The sequence below is a fragment of the Bifidobacterium thermophilum genome, from assembly GCF_037482445.1.
Lineage (GTDB): Bacteria > Actinomycetota > Actinomycetes > Actinomycetales > Bifidobacteriaceae > Bifidobacterium > Bifidobacterium thermophilum_B.
In genome coordinates this window covers 247,539-263,239 of record NZ_JBBHLY010000001.1, presented here as the reverse complement: position 1 = coordinate 263,239, position 15,701 = coordinate 247,539, and the positions used below count along the sequence as shown (strand labels likewise).

The 15,701-nt window shown below is 59.9% G+C and carries 12 protein-coding genes and 1 riboswitch; of the genes, 8 read left to right on the top strand and 4 right to left on the bottom strand.

Annotated elements, in window-relative coordinates:
* Positions 1–43 precede the first annotated feature (43 nt).
* The gene (locus tag WD012_RS01035) at positions 44–403 is read left to right on the top strand and encodes a VOC family protein (RefSeq protein WP_339561952.1); all 360 of its coding nucleotides are present in this window, start codon (positions 44–46) and stop codon (positions 401–403) included.
* Positions 404–1,053: 650 nt separating this feature from the next.
* Here WD012_RS01035 and WD012_RS01030 read toward each other — a convergent pair.
* Positions 1,054–1,632, bottom strand: a complete 579-nt coding sequence (locus WD012_RS01030) for a pyridoxamine 5'-phosphate oxidase family protein (protein ID WP_339561951.1) — start codon at positions 1,630–1,632, stop codon at positions 1,054–1,056.
* A gap of 355 nt (positions 1,633–1,987) precedes the next feature.
* Here WD012_RS01030 and WD012_RS01025 point away from each other — a divergent pair, with 355 nt between their 5' ends.
* Entirely contained in the window at positions 1,988–3,298 is a 1,311-nt protein-coding gene (locus WD012_RS01025; RefSeq protein WP_339561950.1) for an ATP-binding protein, read from the top strand.
* 86 nt (positions 3,299–3,384) lie between these two features.
* A riboswitch (TPP riboswitch) is annotated at positions 3,385–3,495 on the top strand.
* Between the two features lie 38 nt (positions 3,496–3,533).
* Entirely contained in the window at positions 3,534–4,322 is a 789-nt protein-coding gene (locus WD012_RS01020; RefSeq protein WP_339561949.1) for a TenA family protein, read from the top strand.
* A 44-nt stretch (positions 4,323–4,366) separates the two neighbouring features.
* On the opposite strand, the gene WD012_RS01015 is transcribed toward WD012_RS01020, so the two are convergent.
* The 3 genes from WD012_RS01015 to WD012_RS01005 all read right to left on the bottom strand — a co-directional run bounded on the left by WD012_RS01015 (position 4,367) and on the right by WD012_RS01005 (position 9,322).
* Positions 4,367–7,630, bottom strand: a complete 3,264-nt coding sequence (locus WD012_RS01015) for a DEAD/DEAH box helicase (protein ID WP_339561948.1) — start codon at positions 7,628–7,630, stop codon at positions 4,367–4,369.
* A complete protein-coding gene (locus tag WD012_RS01010; protein WP_339562095.1) occupies positions 7,627–8,055 on the bottom strand; it encodes a (deoxy)nucleoside triphosphate pyrophosphohydrolase in 429 nt (142 codons plus the stop codon). The genes WD012_RS01015 and WD012_RS01010 overlap by 4 nt, the downstream gene beginning before the upstream one ends.
* Positions 8,056–8,230: 175 nt before the next feature.
* Positions 8,231–9,322: a Gfo/Idh/MocA family protein gene (locus WD012_RS01005; RefSeq protein ID WP_339561947.1), complete on the bottom strand. Its 1,092-nt coding sequence runs from the start codon at positions 9,320–9,322 to the stop codon at positions 8,231–8,233.
* Positions 9,323–10,056: 734 nt separating this feature from the next.
* On the opposite strand from WD012_RS01005, the gene WD012_RS01000 reads away from it, so the two are divergent.
* The 5 genes from WD012_RS01000 to WD012_RS00980 all read left to right on the top strand — a co-directional run bounded on the left by WD012_RS01000 (position 10,057) and on the right by WD012_RS00980 (position 15,444).
* Positions 10,057–11,262: a pyridoxal phosphate-dependent aminotransferase gene (locus WD012_RS01000; protein ID WP_339561946.1), complete on the top strand. Its 1,206-nt coding sequence runs from the start codon at positions 10,057–10,059 to the stop codon at positions 11,260–11,262.
* 100 nt (positions 11,263–11,362) lie between these two features.
* Positions 11,363–12,361 (top strand): ketopantoate reductase family protein, encoded by a 999-nt coding sequence (locus WD012_RS00995; RefSeq protein ID WP_339561945.1) that lies wholly within the window; start codon positions 11,363–11,365, stop codon positions 12,359–12,361.
* A 477-nt stretch (positions 12,362–12,838) separates the two neighbouring features.
* Positions 12,839–13,711: a MetQ/NlpA family ABC transporter substrate-binding protein gene (locus WD012_RS00990; protein WP_339561944.1), complete on the top strand. Its 873-nt coding sequence runs from the start codon at positions 12,839–12,841 to the stop codon at positions 13,709–13,711.
* Positions 13,712–13,717: 6 nt separating this feature from the next.
* Entirely contained in the window at positions 13,718–14,782 is a 1,065-nt protein-coding gene (locus WD012_RS00985) for a methionine ABC transporter ATP-binding protein (RefSeq protein WP_339561943.1), read from the top strand.
* A 2-nt stretch (positions 14,783–14,784) separates the two neighbouring features.
* A complete protein-coding gene (locus tag WD012_RS00980) occupies positions 14,785–15,444 on the top strand; it encodes a methionine ABC transporter permease (protein ID WP_339561942.1) in 660 nt (219 codons plus the stop codon).
* Positions 15,445–15,701: the final 257 nt, after the last annotated feature.

Here is a 15,701-nt window from a genome sequence, read left to right as displayed (position 1 = left end):
TCAAAATCGAGGGTTTGCAAATATGTTTCACCAAGTTGAAATCATGCTTTATGTACATGATCCAGAAAAATGTGCCAAGTTCTGGAGTGAACAAGTTGGCTTTATCGTGAAAGAAGAAGGCGAAGGCCCCGACCAAAGCAAGACCTACTTGCTGGTAGCTTGCGAAAACGCGGAATACAGCCTGCGACTGTTTGATCGTGAGGTGATCGCCGAGTACTCGCCAGAACTTGACCTGGCTACCCCGTCACTGCTTTTCAGCTGCGAAGACGTGAAGGAAACCCTCCAAAAGTTGCTTGACAAGGGCGTCACTGTTGGCGAAGTCGTTGATATGGGCAGTGCCGAAACTTGCAACTTTGCGGACCCAGAAGGCCACTTCTTTGCCTTTAAGAGTGTCAAGGCGTAAAAGACAGGTATGAGCTACCAAGATATAACCGCTGAAACAATCGACCGCTGGTGTGCTTGAAAAACTGAGCGCCAGGCGGTCGATTTTTTCCGCGATATCTTTTCTTATCGAAAAGGCAACCTTCTGGGAAATATCTGAAGTAATCCGTCTTTGTGCATGGTTGAAAATCATGGACAGGTGATAAAGGCCAGGCGCAACGGGATAATGTTGTTGATGTAAATAAAATCAATTCACCGGTATTCTAGATCTTGGCGCGAATCCCTGTGATCAGCTTGTCGGTTGCCTTGGATGAAATTTTGGTCCAATAATGGAGAAGACGGTCGAAGTAATCGCGAATATGATTACAGCGAGCAGGGATCAGTAATTAGGCTTTAAGTAGCGAAAGAGTCTGGCAAAAGTCCCGGAAGAGTCCTTTGCCTTCCCAGTTCCTTTGGATCTGCCATGGTTGTCCATCGGCTAATTCCCCCTCACTTGAAAGCTGTGAGTAGGCAATTTTCCGGTAGATCTGCAGATACTGTCGATAACGCGGTCATCTACAGCGTGGCCGTCTTCAACCCAACCGCGCATCCCAGCAAGTCAAATACGTATAACGTAAAATTACTGGTTTACGATATACTAATCTGCTCGCGGCAGCCGGAACGTAAGGAACGTCACTTGCCGCCGTGCGGGCGTGGAACGGTGTGGATCTTGCCGGTAAAACTAGTGGACACGATTTTCCAGACCGTGACGCTTGCCATCTGCTGCGCGGTGAACTGCACGTGATCCATGCCGGCCTGCTTGCTCATCAGGGCTTGCATGGCGGCGATTTTCTCGTCAAGATCTGTGACCACCGATGCCGTGCCCGTGCCGACGATCGAGCGGAAGGACGCCGACCAGTTGCAGGGTGTGCGGCCTTCGTGCACCTGATGATTGCAGTCAAGCTCAAAGGCGACCGGAAGTGCGTTGCCCGCAGTGCGAATCGCGTCGATTTTGCGTCCCTCATGCGCCGAATGCAGGAAAATCCGCAGCTCGCCGAAATCCGGCGGCAGTGGTGTCCCGTTCGCCGACAGGCTGACCGGAAGGTCGTTTTCGGGTTGGGGGAATCGCTCCAGAGTGAATTGATATCCGAAATTCATCGGCACGATGGTCAATCCTTCGGCGTCTAGGTAGGAGACGCGCACGACTTCGCACGAGTCGAGGATATCCTTGATCTGCTGCGGGGAACGGACTTCGCGGTCGGCGCGACGCATTGGACGGTGTGCTCCGGGGGTCGTGGAAGCGTGCACATGCGGCGCGCGGCGTAGAGAACCGGAAGGCGGCAGTGAAACCCTTGCGACTGCGGCTGCTGTGGGTGCCGGCGCTTGAGTTGGCGTTTGTGCCGGCGTTGACGGCGAGGCTGGCGTGTGCTGCGGAAGTTCGGAAGCGGTATCGGTCATGGTGTCCTCGGTGGTGTGATGGGAATGTAGTGTGGTGGTACGTCGGAGAAACAACTTTCTATAGTATACTATAGAAAGTTGCAGTCGCAGATGTGTGCCCTGCCGAAGCTCTGTCAATGGACAGTATCAAGCGTCTATGCCGTGGTCTGGAAGGATGGTGAGATCGTTGATGTTCCAGTCATCATTGAAGCCTCGTCCGAGATATCAGCGGATGCTGGCCGAGGCGCGCGACAACGGTTTGATCAAAGTCGTGACGGGCATGCGCCGGAGCGGCAAGTCATCGCTTATGGCGCTCGGCCGCGATGATTTGCTCGCCCAGGGTGTGCCCGCGGATCGCATCGTATTTCTGAATCTCGAATCATTCGAATTCGTCGATTATGATTTCCGCCAGTTATATCACGAGGTCGAGCATGCTGTCCGCGATAAAGGGCACTGCTATGTATTCCTTGATGAAGTGCAGCTGATTGGGCAATGGCAAAAAGCGGTGAACGCCATGAGGGTCGATTTGGACATCGATCTCGTCATTACAGGGTCGAATGCACATATGCTGTCCAGCGAACTGTCGACGTTATTGTCAGGCAGATTCATGGAGATCAGGGTATTCCCCCTGTCGTACCGTGAATTCCTTGAATACGCGGAACTCGGATCTTCAGACGCCAGCTTTGAACGATTCTGCAGATTCGGCGCACTGCCGCCCGTGGTTGACCAGGGTGATAATCCCGCCTTGGCCCGTACGGTGCTTGCCGGTATCTACAACACGGTTGTCGTGCGCGATGTGGCGTCTCATATGGAGATTCGCAATTCCGCGGTGTTCGATGATGTGGCACGGTATGTCTTCGATACTGCTGGATCGCCGGTGTCGGTTGCGAAAATTGAGAGGCGTCTCGCCTCGGCGCACAGGAAAACGACGGCGGTCACCATTGAACGGTATATCAAAGGCATGGAGGAAGCCTATCTGTTGAACCGGATTCCACGGGTTGATGCACATGGGGGAAGGATTTTGCAAGGCTTGTCGAAATGCTACCCGTCCGATACGGGCATCGGTGGCGTGCTGCTTGGGAGCAAGCCGTACGATTTTGGCTTTGTGCTTGAGAACGTGGTGTGCAACGAGCTGTTGGCTGCCGGGTATCATGTGCGTGTCGGGCGGGCCGACCGATTGGAAATCGACTTTGTCGCATGGCGTGATGATGCGTCTGGGAATTCTGACGCCACCGGCGATGGCTCTTCGCGGGGGCAGGATGATTCACACCCCGGTTCCGGATACGGCGCGCTTGGAGCTCGTCCGATCATGATTCAGGTGACGGCCAGCATGCTTGATGCTTCGACACGGAAACGGGGGCTTGAACCTTTGCATGCCGTGCAGGACGTGTCTGCGCGGCGGATGGTGATTACGCTGGATCATGTGGGGCTGGAAACAGTTGACGGGATTGAGATAGTGAATGCGCTGGATTGGCTCAATTCGCTGCCATCCGGAATGTGATGTGGTATGTGCGCGATGATGCTGCGTGTGGCGGCGGCGGAAAGCGCTGCTTCCGGCGCATGTCCGGGTGGCTGAGGTAGGGTGGCTGGGCAACCTAGGGGAGCTGCGGCGGGTCCGCGGCTGAGAGTGCGCGCAAGGCGCTGACCCTGTGAACCTGTCCGGGCAATACCGGCGAAGGAAAGGAACTGCCATGACGGCATCATCATCTGCTCAATCAAATCATGGTTCTCAAGCGGTGGCCGCACCTAACATTTCTCCAACCGGCGAGTCCGGCACGTCCGCGCAATCCGTGGGGCAGGCCGCATCTCGTAAACCGGCGACCAAGCACGTCCCGCTCGCGCCGGCAAGCAAAAGCGGCGATTACGCGTTTCTCGGGGCGACGCCCGGCAGTGTGGCCGACGCGTTCTACATGGCTGCCGCGGAGGATTGGCAGGCGGCGATCAATTCGCGGTTCGTCAACGAACTACTGGACGACACCCTGCCTGACAGTGTGCTAATCAGCTATCTGGTCCAGGATTTCACGTTCTTCATGCAGCCGACGCTGGAACGTCTGACCGCGCAGGCGCCGACGCAGGAGATTCGTGACATGCTCAACCGGCAGGCCGAGTTCTTCGCCGACCGGGAGAAGCCGTATTTCCTGCGGTTCCTTTATGGGGTGGATGAGCGGCTGCAGGCGAGTGTGCCGCAAACCCCGGCGAACCGCGAATATTGCGCGTATCTCGACCAGATTGCCGCGACCGGCAGTTTCGCTCAACTCTTGTGCCTGATGTGCGCGATGGAATGGCTGTACCTGGCCTGGGCCAAGCGCACGGTGGATGCAGGTGTCGTCCAGCAGGTGCCGGCGCACCGCGGCTGGGTGGAGCTGCACGAAGGCGATCTGTTCCGCCGCTGGGTGGGCAATCTCATCGAGCTGGTGAACCGGTATGCGAGCGTCGACGGCCCGGAAGCCGCCGTATTCCCCGAAGTCGCACGGCTCGAGCGCGCGTTCTTCGAGGATTCGTATGCGTATGCGGTGGGGGAGTGACAGTCCGCCGCTTGAAAAAGATTCGGGCGGCGAACCGGTAGCACTCACTGCTCCGAGTCACCGGTGAGATGGCGTAGCAGATCCGGTGGCACGGGGTGGGCCAGATGCAGACTGGAGACCACTACGCGCTGCTGGATTTCTTCGCCGTCCTTGTTCACACCGCGATTGGTTTCCTCGTGCGAATCCTCGATTGACGCGGCGCGGCCGACATAGTAGTACGTCGTCTCCTTTGTCTCCACTTTCCTGCGGATGAACACCGGCACGAAGTGCGACTCCTGCCAGGGTTCGCCGTCGGTCTTCCGAATCCATTGGAACTCTGGCGATTGCAGGGAACGGTTGTTCTTGCTGAACCATTCGATGTCCTGGTCATCAATGAACCGGTCCTGATACTGGCTTGACTCGTACTTGATGAAAATCGGCATGGTCCCAGTGCTCGCGTCGTAACGGTAGCCGCCCACATTCTGTGGGACCTGTTCGTTGCTCCAGCCGCACATCCGCATCACATCAAACAGCGAATACTTCTCCCCGACAATGAACCCGTGGTCGAACACGGCGGACAGTGGCAGGCCCTGTTTGCTTGCGGTGACACGGGTTTCTTCATACCGTCCGACGCATTGTGCCAGTCCTGCCTGCACGGTGTCCGTAAAGAACTGGCGGAATGTCGTGTTTTCTTGCAAGGATGCCCGCAGCTGGGACGACAAACGTGCCCCACCATCCCCGGATAGTTCAACCATCGGCACGCCGCCGAAACGTTCCCGGTTCGCGCTGGTGAAATACGAATAGTCGAGTACCCGCAACGCCGATTCGCATTGCGCGATATCGCCGTTGCAATCAGGGAACAGACTGGTGACTAAATGCTGCAAAGTTGTGGCATCCAAGGTATCCAAGGCATCCACGCCGTCTGCCTGCGAGAGAACGTCGGTTTGGTCGCCAACCATATCCCGTACGGCATACGGCATTTCGATTCCGGCGAGCGCCGCCAACGCCACCAGCTCGTGTGGCCGCAAGCCGCGCAGCTGTGTATCGGTCAGCATGGTCAGCATTCCGTCTTCGATTGAGGTTGTTGCTTCGAGCCTGAATCGTTTATCTGGATCATCGTTCTTGGTGTTGAGACTGCGTTCGCGTGAACGGACGAAAGCCAGGTAGTTCTTCGATTTGCTGGCCATCGTGTACACAAGTGATGTGTCGCGTGCCGTGATATCCATAAGCATCGGGATGCGGTTCAGTTCGCGGCGCAGTTCCCGGTATTGCTCGCTGAGTTTTCTCATGTCGGACAGGTCGGCATGGTCGATCGCATCAAGCACACGCTTGCGGGCGATGGGGTCGAAGCTGATCGAGCATAAGCCCGGCGCTTGGTTGTTGAGGTTCTTGCGTACGCGGTCGCGGTCGCCGCTGTTGCCGTACAGGGCGATCGGAATGAGATAGTTGTTGGCGTAATTACCGATGAAATCAATAACGACTACTGATGATTTCCCTAGGTATTTGCGTAGGCCTCGGCCGAGCTGCTGGGTGAATATGATGCTGGATTGTGTTTGTCGCAGCATCACGATCTGATTGGTCGCGGGGATATCGATGCCTTCGTTGAACAGGTCAACGGTGAAAATGTAATCAAGCTCGCCGTTTTGCAGCGCCTGTTCCACCTGCTCGCGTTCTTTCGGTTTGCTGGCTCCCGTCAGACATGCGGTCCGGTATGGGCGTTCAGCCTGTTCGTTGATGATGTGGGTGAATTTCTCTGCGAGGATCTCGGCTTCCTCGACCCGGCTGCAGAATACGATGCCTTTGACCGGTTCGCCTGCCTGCCCGTAGATACGCAGCTTGTCGATGATGTAGCTGACGCGGTTATCGGCGGTCAGTTCGTTGACCCACCTGCGTAGTGCCGCTCGATCCTTGTCGTTCGTGTGTTCCATACTCACACCGGTGTCGGGCAGTCCTTCCGCGGTCTCGGTGATGAACTCGCTGACCCCGTAATAGTGGAATGGGCAGAGCATGTCTTCTTCAAGCGCCCGTTGGAGACGGATCTCATAGGCGATGTTATTGCCGAACAGATCGAAGATATTCCCGCTGTCGTTGCGTTCCGGGGTCGCGGTCATGCCGAGCAGGAATTTCGGCGTGAAATGGTCGATGATGCGTTTGTACGTGTCGGCCGCGGCATGGTGCGCCTCATCGATGAGGATATAGTCGAACGCATCCGAAGGGAAGGTGCCAAGCACGGACTGCTGGGCCATGGTCTGCACGGTGGAGAATACATACTTTCGATCAGCACCGGCCTTGTCGGTGCCGGTATACAGGCCGAGTTCGTCATCCGGACAACCCAGCACGCGCTGATATGATTCCATCGCTTTGGTGAGGATTTCCTGACGGTGTACCAGGTACAGCATCCGCTTGGGATGGCATTGTTTCACGTCAAACGCTGACAGGTAGGTCTTACCGGTGCCGGTCGCGGAAATCACAATCGCGCGGGTTTCGCCCCGCGCTCGCAGATGGCGGAGACTGGCCAGCGCTTCTCGCTGCATCGCGTTCGGTTCGACCGACTTGCCTGTTGGATCCGGCTCTGGCGATCTGCGTGAGGGCGCAAGCGGCGGGGCGTTGTGCTCGAATTCCTTCTCGTACGCTTCGATCCACGTGTCGTCAAGTGGCACGGATTGTTCCCGCTGCAGTTCGATTTCCTGGCGGAGTTCCTGCGCGAACCGGCCATCCTGTAAGGAAGGGACACGAAGATTCCACTCGCGGTTGTTTCTCAAGGCATTCTCGGTCAGGTTCGAGCTGCCGATATACACGGTGTATGCGTCCTTGCCGTTCACGGTATGGCGGAACACGTAGCCTTTGGGATGGTAATTGTTACGAGACGGATCGGGGTTGGGTCGCCCGCCAGTATCGGGACGCTCCCAAACGCGTACATCGATGCCTGCCGTCTGCTGGAGTTCGTTGAGCTCACGGAACGCTTGCGGCGAATTGAAATAGTTGTAGGTCGAGGTGATGATACTGCCGGCGTGGGCATGATTGTGATCGTGGAAATTCAGGAAATGCTGTTTGAGCATCTGGATCACCGATTGCGTGACGAAAGCGACGGACATGGAGAAGCCGTTGCTGTTGTCCAGCTCGTGGATCAGCGCATCCTCCATAGTTCTGCCGCCTTGGTTGGCGATCAGCTGGGGAACATATCGTTCGTCTGCGCGGGTGTCTGCGGTGATGAATCCCGAGCGCAGCGATCCGGCGATAAGCCCTTGTGTGATATCGGTGATAATGCTGGAGTCTGTGGGTTCCGCCGGGAAGCGTTCGGACATGTTCGGCGTGGGCATGGTGGTCATGATCGCCGTGACTCCGGGGAATCATAGGCTGTATCGGCCATCGACGCCATGCTGTCCAACAATCCGACGGCCTCCCTGTCGGCAGGCGCCCAGTCAAGCTCGTGCAGATGGTCAGGGGAAAGCCAGCGAACCTCGCGATGTTCAGTCAGGTGCGGCTCGTCGTGCACAAGATGGCACAGGAATGTCGTCAACTCGATGGTGCCGAAATCGTAAGTGTACTGCGTGGTGCACAGCTTACGCCCGACTGTGATCCCGCAGCGCAGCTCTTCCTCGATCTCACGTTCAAGCGCCTGTTGAGGGGTTTCGTACGCTTCGATCTTGCCGCCGGGGAACTCCCAGTATCCTGCCAAGGATCTGCCGTCGCCGCGTTGGGCGCACAGGATGGCGCCATCGCGCATGATTGCCGCGCCGACGACCCGGATCAGACGACCTGATGCTTCTGGTTGCGACGATTGCGGTGCCGCATGCGGTGCTGACGGTTCGTTGTGCTCCACGCTGCTGCTCCTCCCATGATGATCACAGTCAGGGCCCAGGATACAACGGCCTGCAATCAGATGGAGCGCGTGTCGTTGCGTGTGCCACTCCGTTCAGCACCCCACCTCACTCGCACGGGTACCGCAGCCCCCAGCGCTCGCGGATTTGGTCGAGCAGCCGCATCATCCGCAGGGTGTCGGCGTGCGGCATGTCCGGGCATTCGGTCGATCCGGCGGCGATGGCACTGGCGCAGGCGGCTACCTCGTACTCGTAGCCGGTCAGCTGTGCGGGTACGGGGATGCTGCGAATCAGCGCGTGATCCCTGTCATACACGTCGATGCGCTCCACATTGTTCACGTTGCGGCACATGAGGTACCCGTCCGTGCCCCAAATCGCCCCATCGCGGTCGGATACGGCAAGCAGCGAGCAGGTGCTCACCGCCATCACGCCGTCATCGTAGAACAGTGTGGTCGTGCTTTGCGCGTCCACGCCGGTTTTGTACGGGATCATCGCGGTTTCCATGCGGGCGATGTCGCGTCCGCCGTCGTCACCGCCAATCGCCATGTCAATGAAATTCAACGGATATACGCCGACATCAAGCAACGCGCCGCCCGCAAGCTTCGGGTCGACGATTCGCTGCTTGTGCGTGGTCGGGTAGCTCAGATTCGCGCTGATTGCGCACACGTCACCGATGGTGCCGTCATCAACCAGCTGGCGAATCATCGCGCGCGACGGCATGTATCGCGTCCAGATCGCCTCGGCGCACAGCCGCCCGGTCTGCCGGGACACGTCGATCACGCGTTGCGCCTGCTCGGCGTTCACCGTGAACGCCTTCTCCACCAGCACATGCTTGCCGGCCTCCATGCACGCGATCGCCTGCCCGGCGTGCAGCGAATGTGGGGTGGCGATGTACACAAGGTCGACTTCCGGGTCGTCCAGCATCTGCGCGTACGACCCATACGCCACCGCAATGCCGTACTGCCGGGCGAATTCGTCTGCGCGCGCCTGGTCGCGGGAGGCGACGGCGTACGGTTTGGCATATGCCCGGTACGTCGGGTCCTGCGCCATGAGGGTGAGCGTGGCCGCCATTTTCTGCGCGATCCGCCCGGCGCCGAGGATCGCCACGTTGATCGGACGCTCCGGCGGCGCGTATGGTGCTGTTGCCGTGCCGGCCGTGCTCGATGCGGCGGGTGCTGGTGTGGTGGTGCTCTCTGCCATAGGTACTCCTCTAATCCGGTCGTCTCCTAACACTACGAGCACCACCTGAACGAACGATGATGCCGCGCGATTGGCAGGATGGCCCGGGGCGGTGCGGATGGTTGATGGATTACGTATGCCGAGACATACGCGGACAGGTTGTCGCGACTGATTACCGGCGGCAGAAAGAGTGGTATGGGGTGTTGCATATGTCCTGGTATACGCGCGCAGGCGGATGCCGGCCCGGGAGGTGACGCCCCGTGTGATGTACCGACTTGCGTATGCGCCGGCATACGGCGCTGCAGCGTTCCCGGCCGGAGCAACACTGCATATGGGGCGCGATACGCCAGCCGGCGGTCATGGTGTGACAATCCGCTCACACGCCGGCCGGTTTGATGGCGAGGGATGGCTGGTTCGGCGGCCCCGGCGGTCGTTGTGTGAGGATTGATTCGCACGGCGGGGGCGGGGGAGGCTGGATTCGGCTGGTTCGTCGCCGCCGGGCGGAGTTGTGTGAGGATTGGCTTACACGCCGGCCGGTTGCCGGTACGGGCGTAAGCCGCATCGGCAGCCGATCGTGCGTCCCGCGAGTCTCCGCCGCCCGCCTCGGTCGCGGCATCTGATAGTGCGGCATAGATAACGGCGATAGCCCGCGTGGCGTTTCCGCGCGGCAATCGTGATTGCATACCAGACAGTAGGACGGCAAGCGGCACAGGCCGGGCGTCACCCGGGACAGCCGCATGAGAGGAGTGGGAACCATGACACAGGCAACAGCCGTGACGGCATCGGGTATCACCGCGAATATCGCCGACCGGGTGCTGTCCATCCCCGCAAACCCGTTCGCTGCGGCCAATGCACGGGTCGCCAAGTATCAGGCGGCAGGCCATGACATCATCGACCTGAGCCAAGGCAACCCCGACGGGCGGCCGCCGCAGTTCATGATCGATGCGGTCGCCCAGGCCGCCCGCGATCCCGCGGACTTCAAATACCCGTCGTTCAACGGCAAGCCGGCCTTCCTCCAAGCGGCCGCCGGCTGGTACCAGCGGGAATTCGGCGTCACCCTCGACCCGGCCACCCAGCTGCTGGCGACCGCGGGCGCGTCCGTCGGCATCAGCGCCGTCATCCAGACCCTGGTCAACGCTGGTGATCTGGTTGTGCTGGTCGGCCCGTATTACCCGCAATATGAAGGCTCGACCGCCGTGGTGCAGGGGCGCGTCTATACGGTTCCCACAAGCCCGGAACGCGGTTTTCTGCCGGATCTCGACGCCGTGCCGGACGAAATCTGGGACGAGGCGAAACTGCTGATCCTCAACTATCCGAACAATCCGACCGGTGCCGTGGCAACCCCGGAACTCTTCGAGACGGCGGTGCGCATCGGCAGGGAACACCATGTGGTGATCGTCAACGATTTCGCCTATGCCGGCATCGGCTATGACGAGCAGCCGCCGATCAGCCTGCTGGGCACGCCGGGCGCGCTCGACGTGTCGCTGGAACTGTGCTCGCTGTCGAAGATGTACATGATCGCCGGGTGGCGTGGCGGTTTTGTGGCCGGCAATGCGCGGCTCATGGCGGCCGTCAAATCCGTGCACGCGCAGACCAGCTTGCTGGTGTCCTCGATCGTGCAGGACGCCGGTGCGGCGGGCCTGAACAGCGACCAGTCGACGGTGCGCGTACTCGCCGACCGGTACCACTACCGGTATCTCGCCTTGCGTGATGGTCTTGCCGAAGCGGGCCTGCATTTGGCTGATTCACACGGCGGCCTGTTCGCATGGCTGCCGGTTCCCGGCGGCGACGACCAGGCTTTCGCCCGATGGCTGATCGACAAGGCCGGCGTGGCGGTGATCGCCGGCTCCGATTTCGGCCCGACCGGCGCCGGATACGTGCGGTTCAGCCTGCTGATGCCGCAGGAGACGCTTGCGGCTGCCGCACGCCGTATCCGTGACGCGCGCGGGGACGCCTGGTGATTTCCGGCATTCGCGGGCACGCTGTGGCCTGCGCCTGCATCAGGCAATCCAATGAACAATAATCCTATGAACAACAACCAGCAGTGAGGGAGGGAACCCAATGAAATACGCAGTGATCGGCACCGGCGGCATGGGCACGCAGTACGGCGTGCTGCTCCAGGAGTTCGCAGGCAAGGATGTCGACTTCATTGACACGTGGCGTCCGAATGTCGAGAAAATCCGTGAACAGGGCGGCGTCTACTGCTCGCAGGACGAGCAGGACCGCCATCTCGTGCCGATCAGCGTCTACTACCCGGAGGAGTACCACGGCGATCCGGACGTGTGGATCGTGTTCGTCAAGCAGATGCAGCTCGACGGCGTGCTCAAGCGTTGCGCCCACCTGTTCAACGACCGGCAGTATGTGTTCTCCGCGATGAACGGGTACGGGCATTTCGAAAAGCTCGCCGAATACTTCCCCAAGGACCATATCATCGGAGGAACCGCGTTGATCGGAGCGGTCGTCTACGGTCCGGGCGATGTGAACTTCACGGGCGGCGCCCACGCGAAAGCGATGAACATGTGCTGCTACGACGAAAGCCAGACGACCATCAGCCCTGAGGAACAGCAGATATTCGACGATTTCAAGGCCGCGACCCTCAACCCGACGATCGTGGACAACTTCCTGGGCATGTGCATGGCGAAAATCGTGTTCAACTCGGTGCTCAACACCCTGTGCACCATGTTCCTCATCCGCTTCGGTGAATTCGAAGGCTCTGACGTGGCCAAACGCATGACCGAAGAGCTCGTGGACGAGGCCTACAGCGCGGCCGAACACGCGGGCATCGCACTGCTGGGGACCCGCGAATCGGAAGTCAGGACGATTCTGCACACCGCCGGCGTGGCCCATCCGCTGCACTTCCCGTCCATGTACCAGGACCTGACCCAAGGCCGACCGACCGAGGTCGACTACATCAACGGCTATATCGCGCGTATCGGACGCGAGCACGGGTATGTGTGCAAGCTGCACGAGTTCGTCACCGACGAGCTGCATCTGGCGGAACGCGCGTTTGCCATCCACCATCCCGATGTCATCGCCGCCGAGGAGGCGAGCCTCAAGTAACAGGCGTCACGTCCCGATATCGCCGCGCGTCCCGATATCGCCGGTATGTTCGTCACAAAACAATCCGACGAACCTGGCAAACCTAGCGAACCTGGCGAAACCGACAGAAAACCGACAAACCCAACCACGGTGCGACCGGACAACCCGGCCGCGCCGTGGTATTTCCGGCAGATTTTCGCGCAATACCAGTGCAAGGCGCCATGAGGATCGCCGATGTCGATAACGATGTCAAAAGAGAATCAATATCCGGCAGACAATCTTGGAAAACCGCGAAATATCAAGGATTTCAACTCCTCGAACGCGCTTGGGGCGTGCGCCATAATCACAGCTGATAGCCACGCCGGCACATCCCGTCCAATGCGGTCGTACATTACAACCAACGCCGTTCAACCAGCCGGAACACCGCCGGCAGAGAAGCGCGACGAACCGACAGCAAACCGTCCGGGCGCAGCTCGGGTGATTCAAGGAGAGAGAGCAATGTCAGTACGCACCGTATGGAACACCAGCAGGAAAATCATCGCGGCGGCGGCCGCCGGCATCATGCTGGCCGCAGGCCTCGGCGCATGCGGCTCGAGCAACGCCTCGTCCGCCAGCCTCGACTCCACCAAGGGCAAGACCACGAAGATCGTCGTCGGCGTCTGCCCCGGCCCGTACGGCGACATGGTCAAGAACGTGTTCGCGCCGCTGCTCAAGGATGATGGCTACGAACTGACCACCAAGGAATTCACCGACTACGTACAGCCCAACAAGGCGCTCGCCTCCGGCAGCATCCAGGCGAACCTGTTCCAGCACGGCAACTACCTGAAGAAGTTCACCGCCGACAACCACCTCGACCTCACCTCGCTCGGCCAGACCCCGACCCTCGGCCTGGGCATCTACTCGAACAAGTACAAGAAGCTCAGCGACATTCCGGACGGCGCCACGGTCGCCATCGCGAACGACGCCAGCAACCTCGCCCGCTCGCTCGGCGTACTCGAACAGAACAAGCTCGTCACCCTGGACGGTGACGTCGACGCGACCAAGGCGACCGTCGACGATGTGAAGAGCAACCCGAAGAACCTCAAGTTCAAGACCCTCGACGCCGCCCAGCTCGTGCGCTCCCTCGACAATGTCGACTTCGCGCTCGTGCCCGGCAACTACTCGTGGGCTGCGAATCTCAAGCCGTCCAGCGCGCTCGCCCTCGAAAAGCAGACCAGCGGCGTGATGGAGGTCTTCGTCGTGCGCACCAAGGACAAGAACAGCGACTTCGCGAAGAAGGTCAAGGCGCTGCTCACCAGCCAGGAGTACAAGGACGCCATCGCCAAGAGCGAGTTCAAGGACTTCGGCAAGCCGGCAAGCTGGAAGGCGTGAGACCCCGTGAGCATCATCGAACTGCAAGACGTCCACGTCACTTTCCATGAACGGAAGAAAACCGTGGAAGCGGTGCGTGGAGTCAGTCTCAAGATCGAACAAGGCGAGATCTTCGGCATCGTCGGATTCTCCGGAGCAGGCAAAAGCACCCTCGTACGCACCATCAACCTGCTCGAACGCCCCACGCAGGGCCACGTGCTCATCGACGGCTCGGACATCACCGGCGCCACCGGCGAGCAGCTGCGGGAACTGCGACGCAAGATCGGCTTCGTCTTCCAGAGCTTCAACCTGATCGACAACATCACCGTCGGCGCGAACATCACCTTCGCATTGAAAGCCGGCGGCGTCGACAAGGCCGCATGGCACGACCGGACAATCGAACTGCTCAGACTCGTCGGCCTTGACAGCAAGATTGACAGCTACCCCTCAAGCCTGTCCGGCGGGCAGAAACAGCGCGTCGCCATCGCCCGGGCGCTCGCCAACAACCCGGAGATCCTGCTGTGCGACGAGGCGACCAGCGCGCTCGACCTTGAAACCACCGAGGAGATCCTCGCGCTGCTCAAACGCATCAACACGCAGCTCGGCATCACCATCGTGTTCATCACCCACCAGCTTGATGTCGCCAAGCAGATCTTCGACCATGTGGCAGTCATGGAAAACGGCGTGATTGTCGAGCAGGGCGAGACCTTCGACGTGTTCAGCGCGCCGAAACACCCGACCACCAAGTCTTTGGTCGACCGCTATCTCGGCATCGCGATTCCGCCGCAACTGGTGCCTTCGCTGCCGGCTGGCACGATAGTGGAACTGCGCTACCGGGGCGACGGCGCATTGGAGCCGCTGATCTCGGACGTCACCCGCCAGTATGGGGTAAGCATCAACGTGCTGCACGGCGACGTCGAATACTTCGGGTCCAAGCCGATCGGCACGCTCATCGTGCTGGTCGACGGGCCGGCTGAAGCGCTCGCCGCCGCGCTGGGCACGCTGAAAACGCACGTGTACAGCTATCGTGAGCTCGATCGCAGGCAGCTCGCCCGGCCGGTGCGTGGCGACGGGCAGCAAGGGAAGGAGTGAGCATGGATTCCACATGGCAGATTCTGCAGGAGCACCTGCCGCAGGCGCTCATCGACACGGCGTACATGGTGGTGGTTTCCGGCGTGGTCGGCGTGGTGCTCGGCTCGTTGGTCGGCCTGCTGCTGTACCTGACGGAGAACCGCCTGTTCCACCCCAATCATGTGCTCAACAGCGTGGTCGGCTTCATCGTGAACGCAATCCGTTCCCTGCCATTCCTGATCCTGCTGGTCGTGCTGATTCCGGTCGTCCAGGCCCTGATCGGCGACCCGTATACGCCGACGGGCGGCGCGATCGCGCTGTCTGTGTCCGCGGTCCCGTATTTTGCACGCATCAGTGAGAGCGCGTTCTCGGAAGTCGACGACGGCATCATCGAGGCGTGCCTGTCCACCGGGGCTACCACAAGGCAAGTGCTCACGGGTGCGGTGCTGCCGCAGGCGCGACCGAGTTTCGTGCGCGGCGTGGTGCTCATGATCATCTCGCTGATCGGTGCTTCGGCGATGGTCGGCACCATCGGCGCGGGCGGCATCGGCGACATGGCCATCCAGTATGGCTACAACCGGTATGAGACCGGCGTGCTGCTGGTCATCGTGGTCATCCTGATCGTGCTGGTGCAGATCATCCAGTGGATCGGTGACCGGCGTGCCCGCCATCTGACGCACTGAACGCACTGAAGATGCTGAGCGCACTGAACGCGGGGCGCTGAGGCGTCCGCGGTCCATGCGTCGCATCGGCCATGCCCGTCGTGTGGGCATCCGCTCGCACGACGGGCATACGCATATCGTAATCGTGTCCGTCGGAATAAAGTAGAACGTTTTACGTGCTGAACCGTGTCGATATCGCATGTCCCGACCCCGCGCACGCATTACAATGACGTAAGGTTCGGAAAAGCGAACCGGGCGGTCATACCATGCGGCGGACG

Bases quoted from the DNA above. Each gene is read 5' to 3' on its own strand.
- WD012_RS01035 (WP_339561952.1), top strand. From the start codon at position 44: ATGCTTTATGTACATGATCCAGAAAAATGTGCCAAGTTCTGGAGTGAA.
- WD012_RS01030 (WP_339561951.1), bottom strand. From the start codon at position 1,632: ATGCGTCGCGCCGACCGCGAAGTCCGTTCCCCGCAGCAGATCAAGGAT.
- WD012_RS01025 (WP_339561950.1), top strand. From the start codon at position 1,988: ATGTTCCAGTCATCATTGAAGCCTCGTCCGAGATATCAGCGGATGCTG.
- WD012_RS01015 (WP_339561948.1), bottom strand. From the start codon at position 7,630: ATGACCACCATGCCCACGCCGAACATGTCCGAACGCTTCCCGGCGGAA.
- WD012_RS01005 (WP_339561947.1), bottom strand. From the start codon at position 9,322: ATGGCAGAGAGCACCACCACACCAGCACCCGCCGCATCGAGCACGGCC.
- WD012_RS01000 (WP_339561946.1), top strand. From the start codon at position 10,057: ATGACACAGGCAACAGCCGTGACGGCATCGGGTATCACCGCGAATATC.
- WD012_RS00995 (WP_339561945.1), top strand. From the start codon at position 11,363: ATGAAATACGCAGTGATCGGCACCGGCGGCATGGGCACGCAGTACGGC.
- WD012_RS00990 (WP_339561944.1), top strand. From the start codon at position 12,839: ATGTCAGTACGCACCGTATGGAACACCAGCAGGAAAATCATCGCGGCG.
- WD012_RS00980 (WP_339561942.1), top strand. From the start codon at position 14,785: ATGGATTCCACATGGCAGATTCTGCAGGAGCACCTGCCGCAGGCGCTC.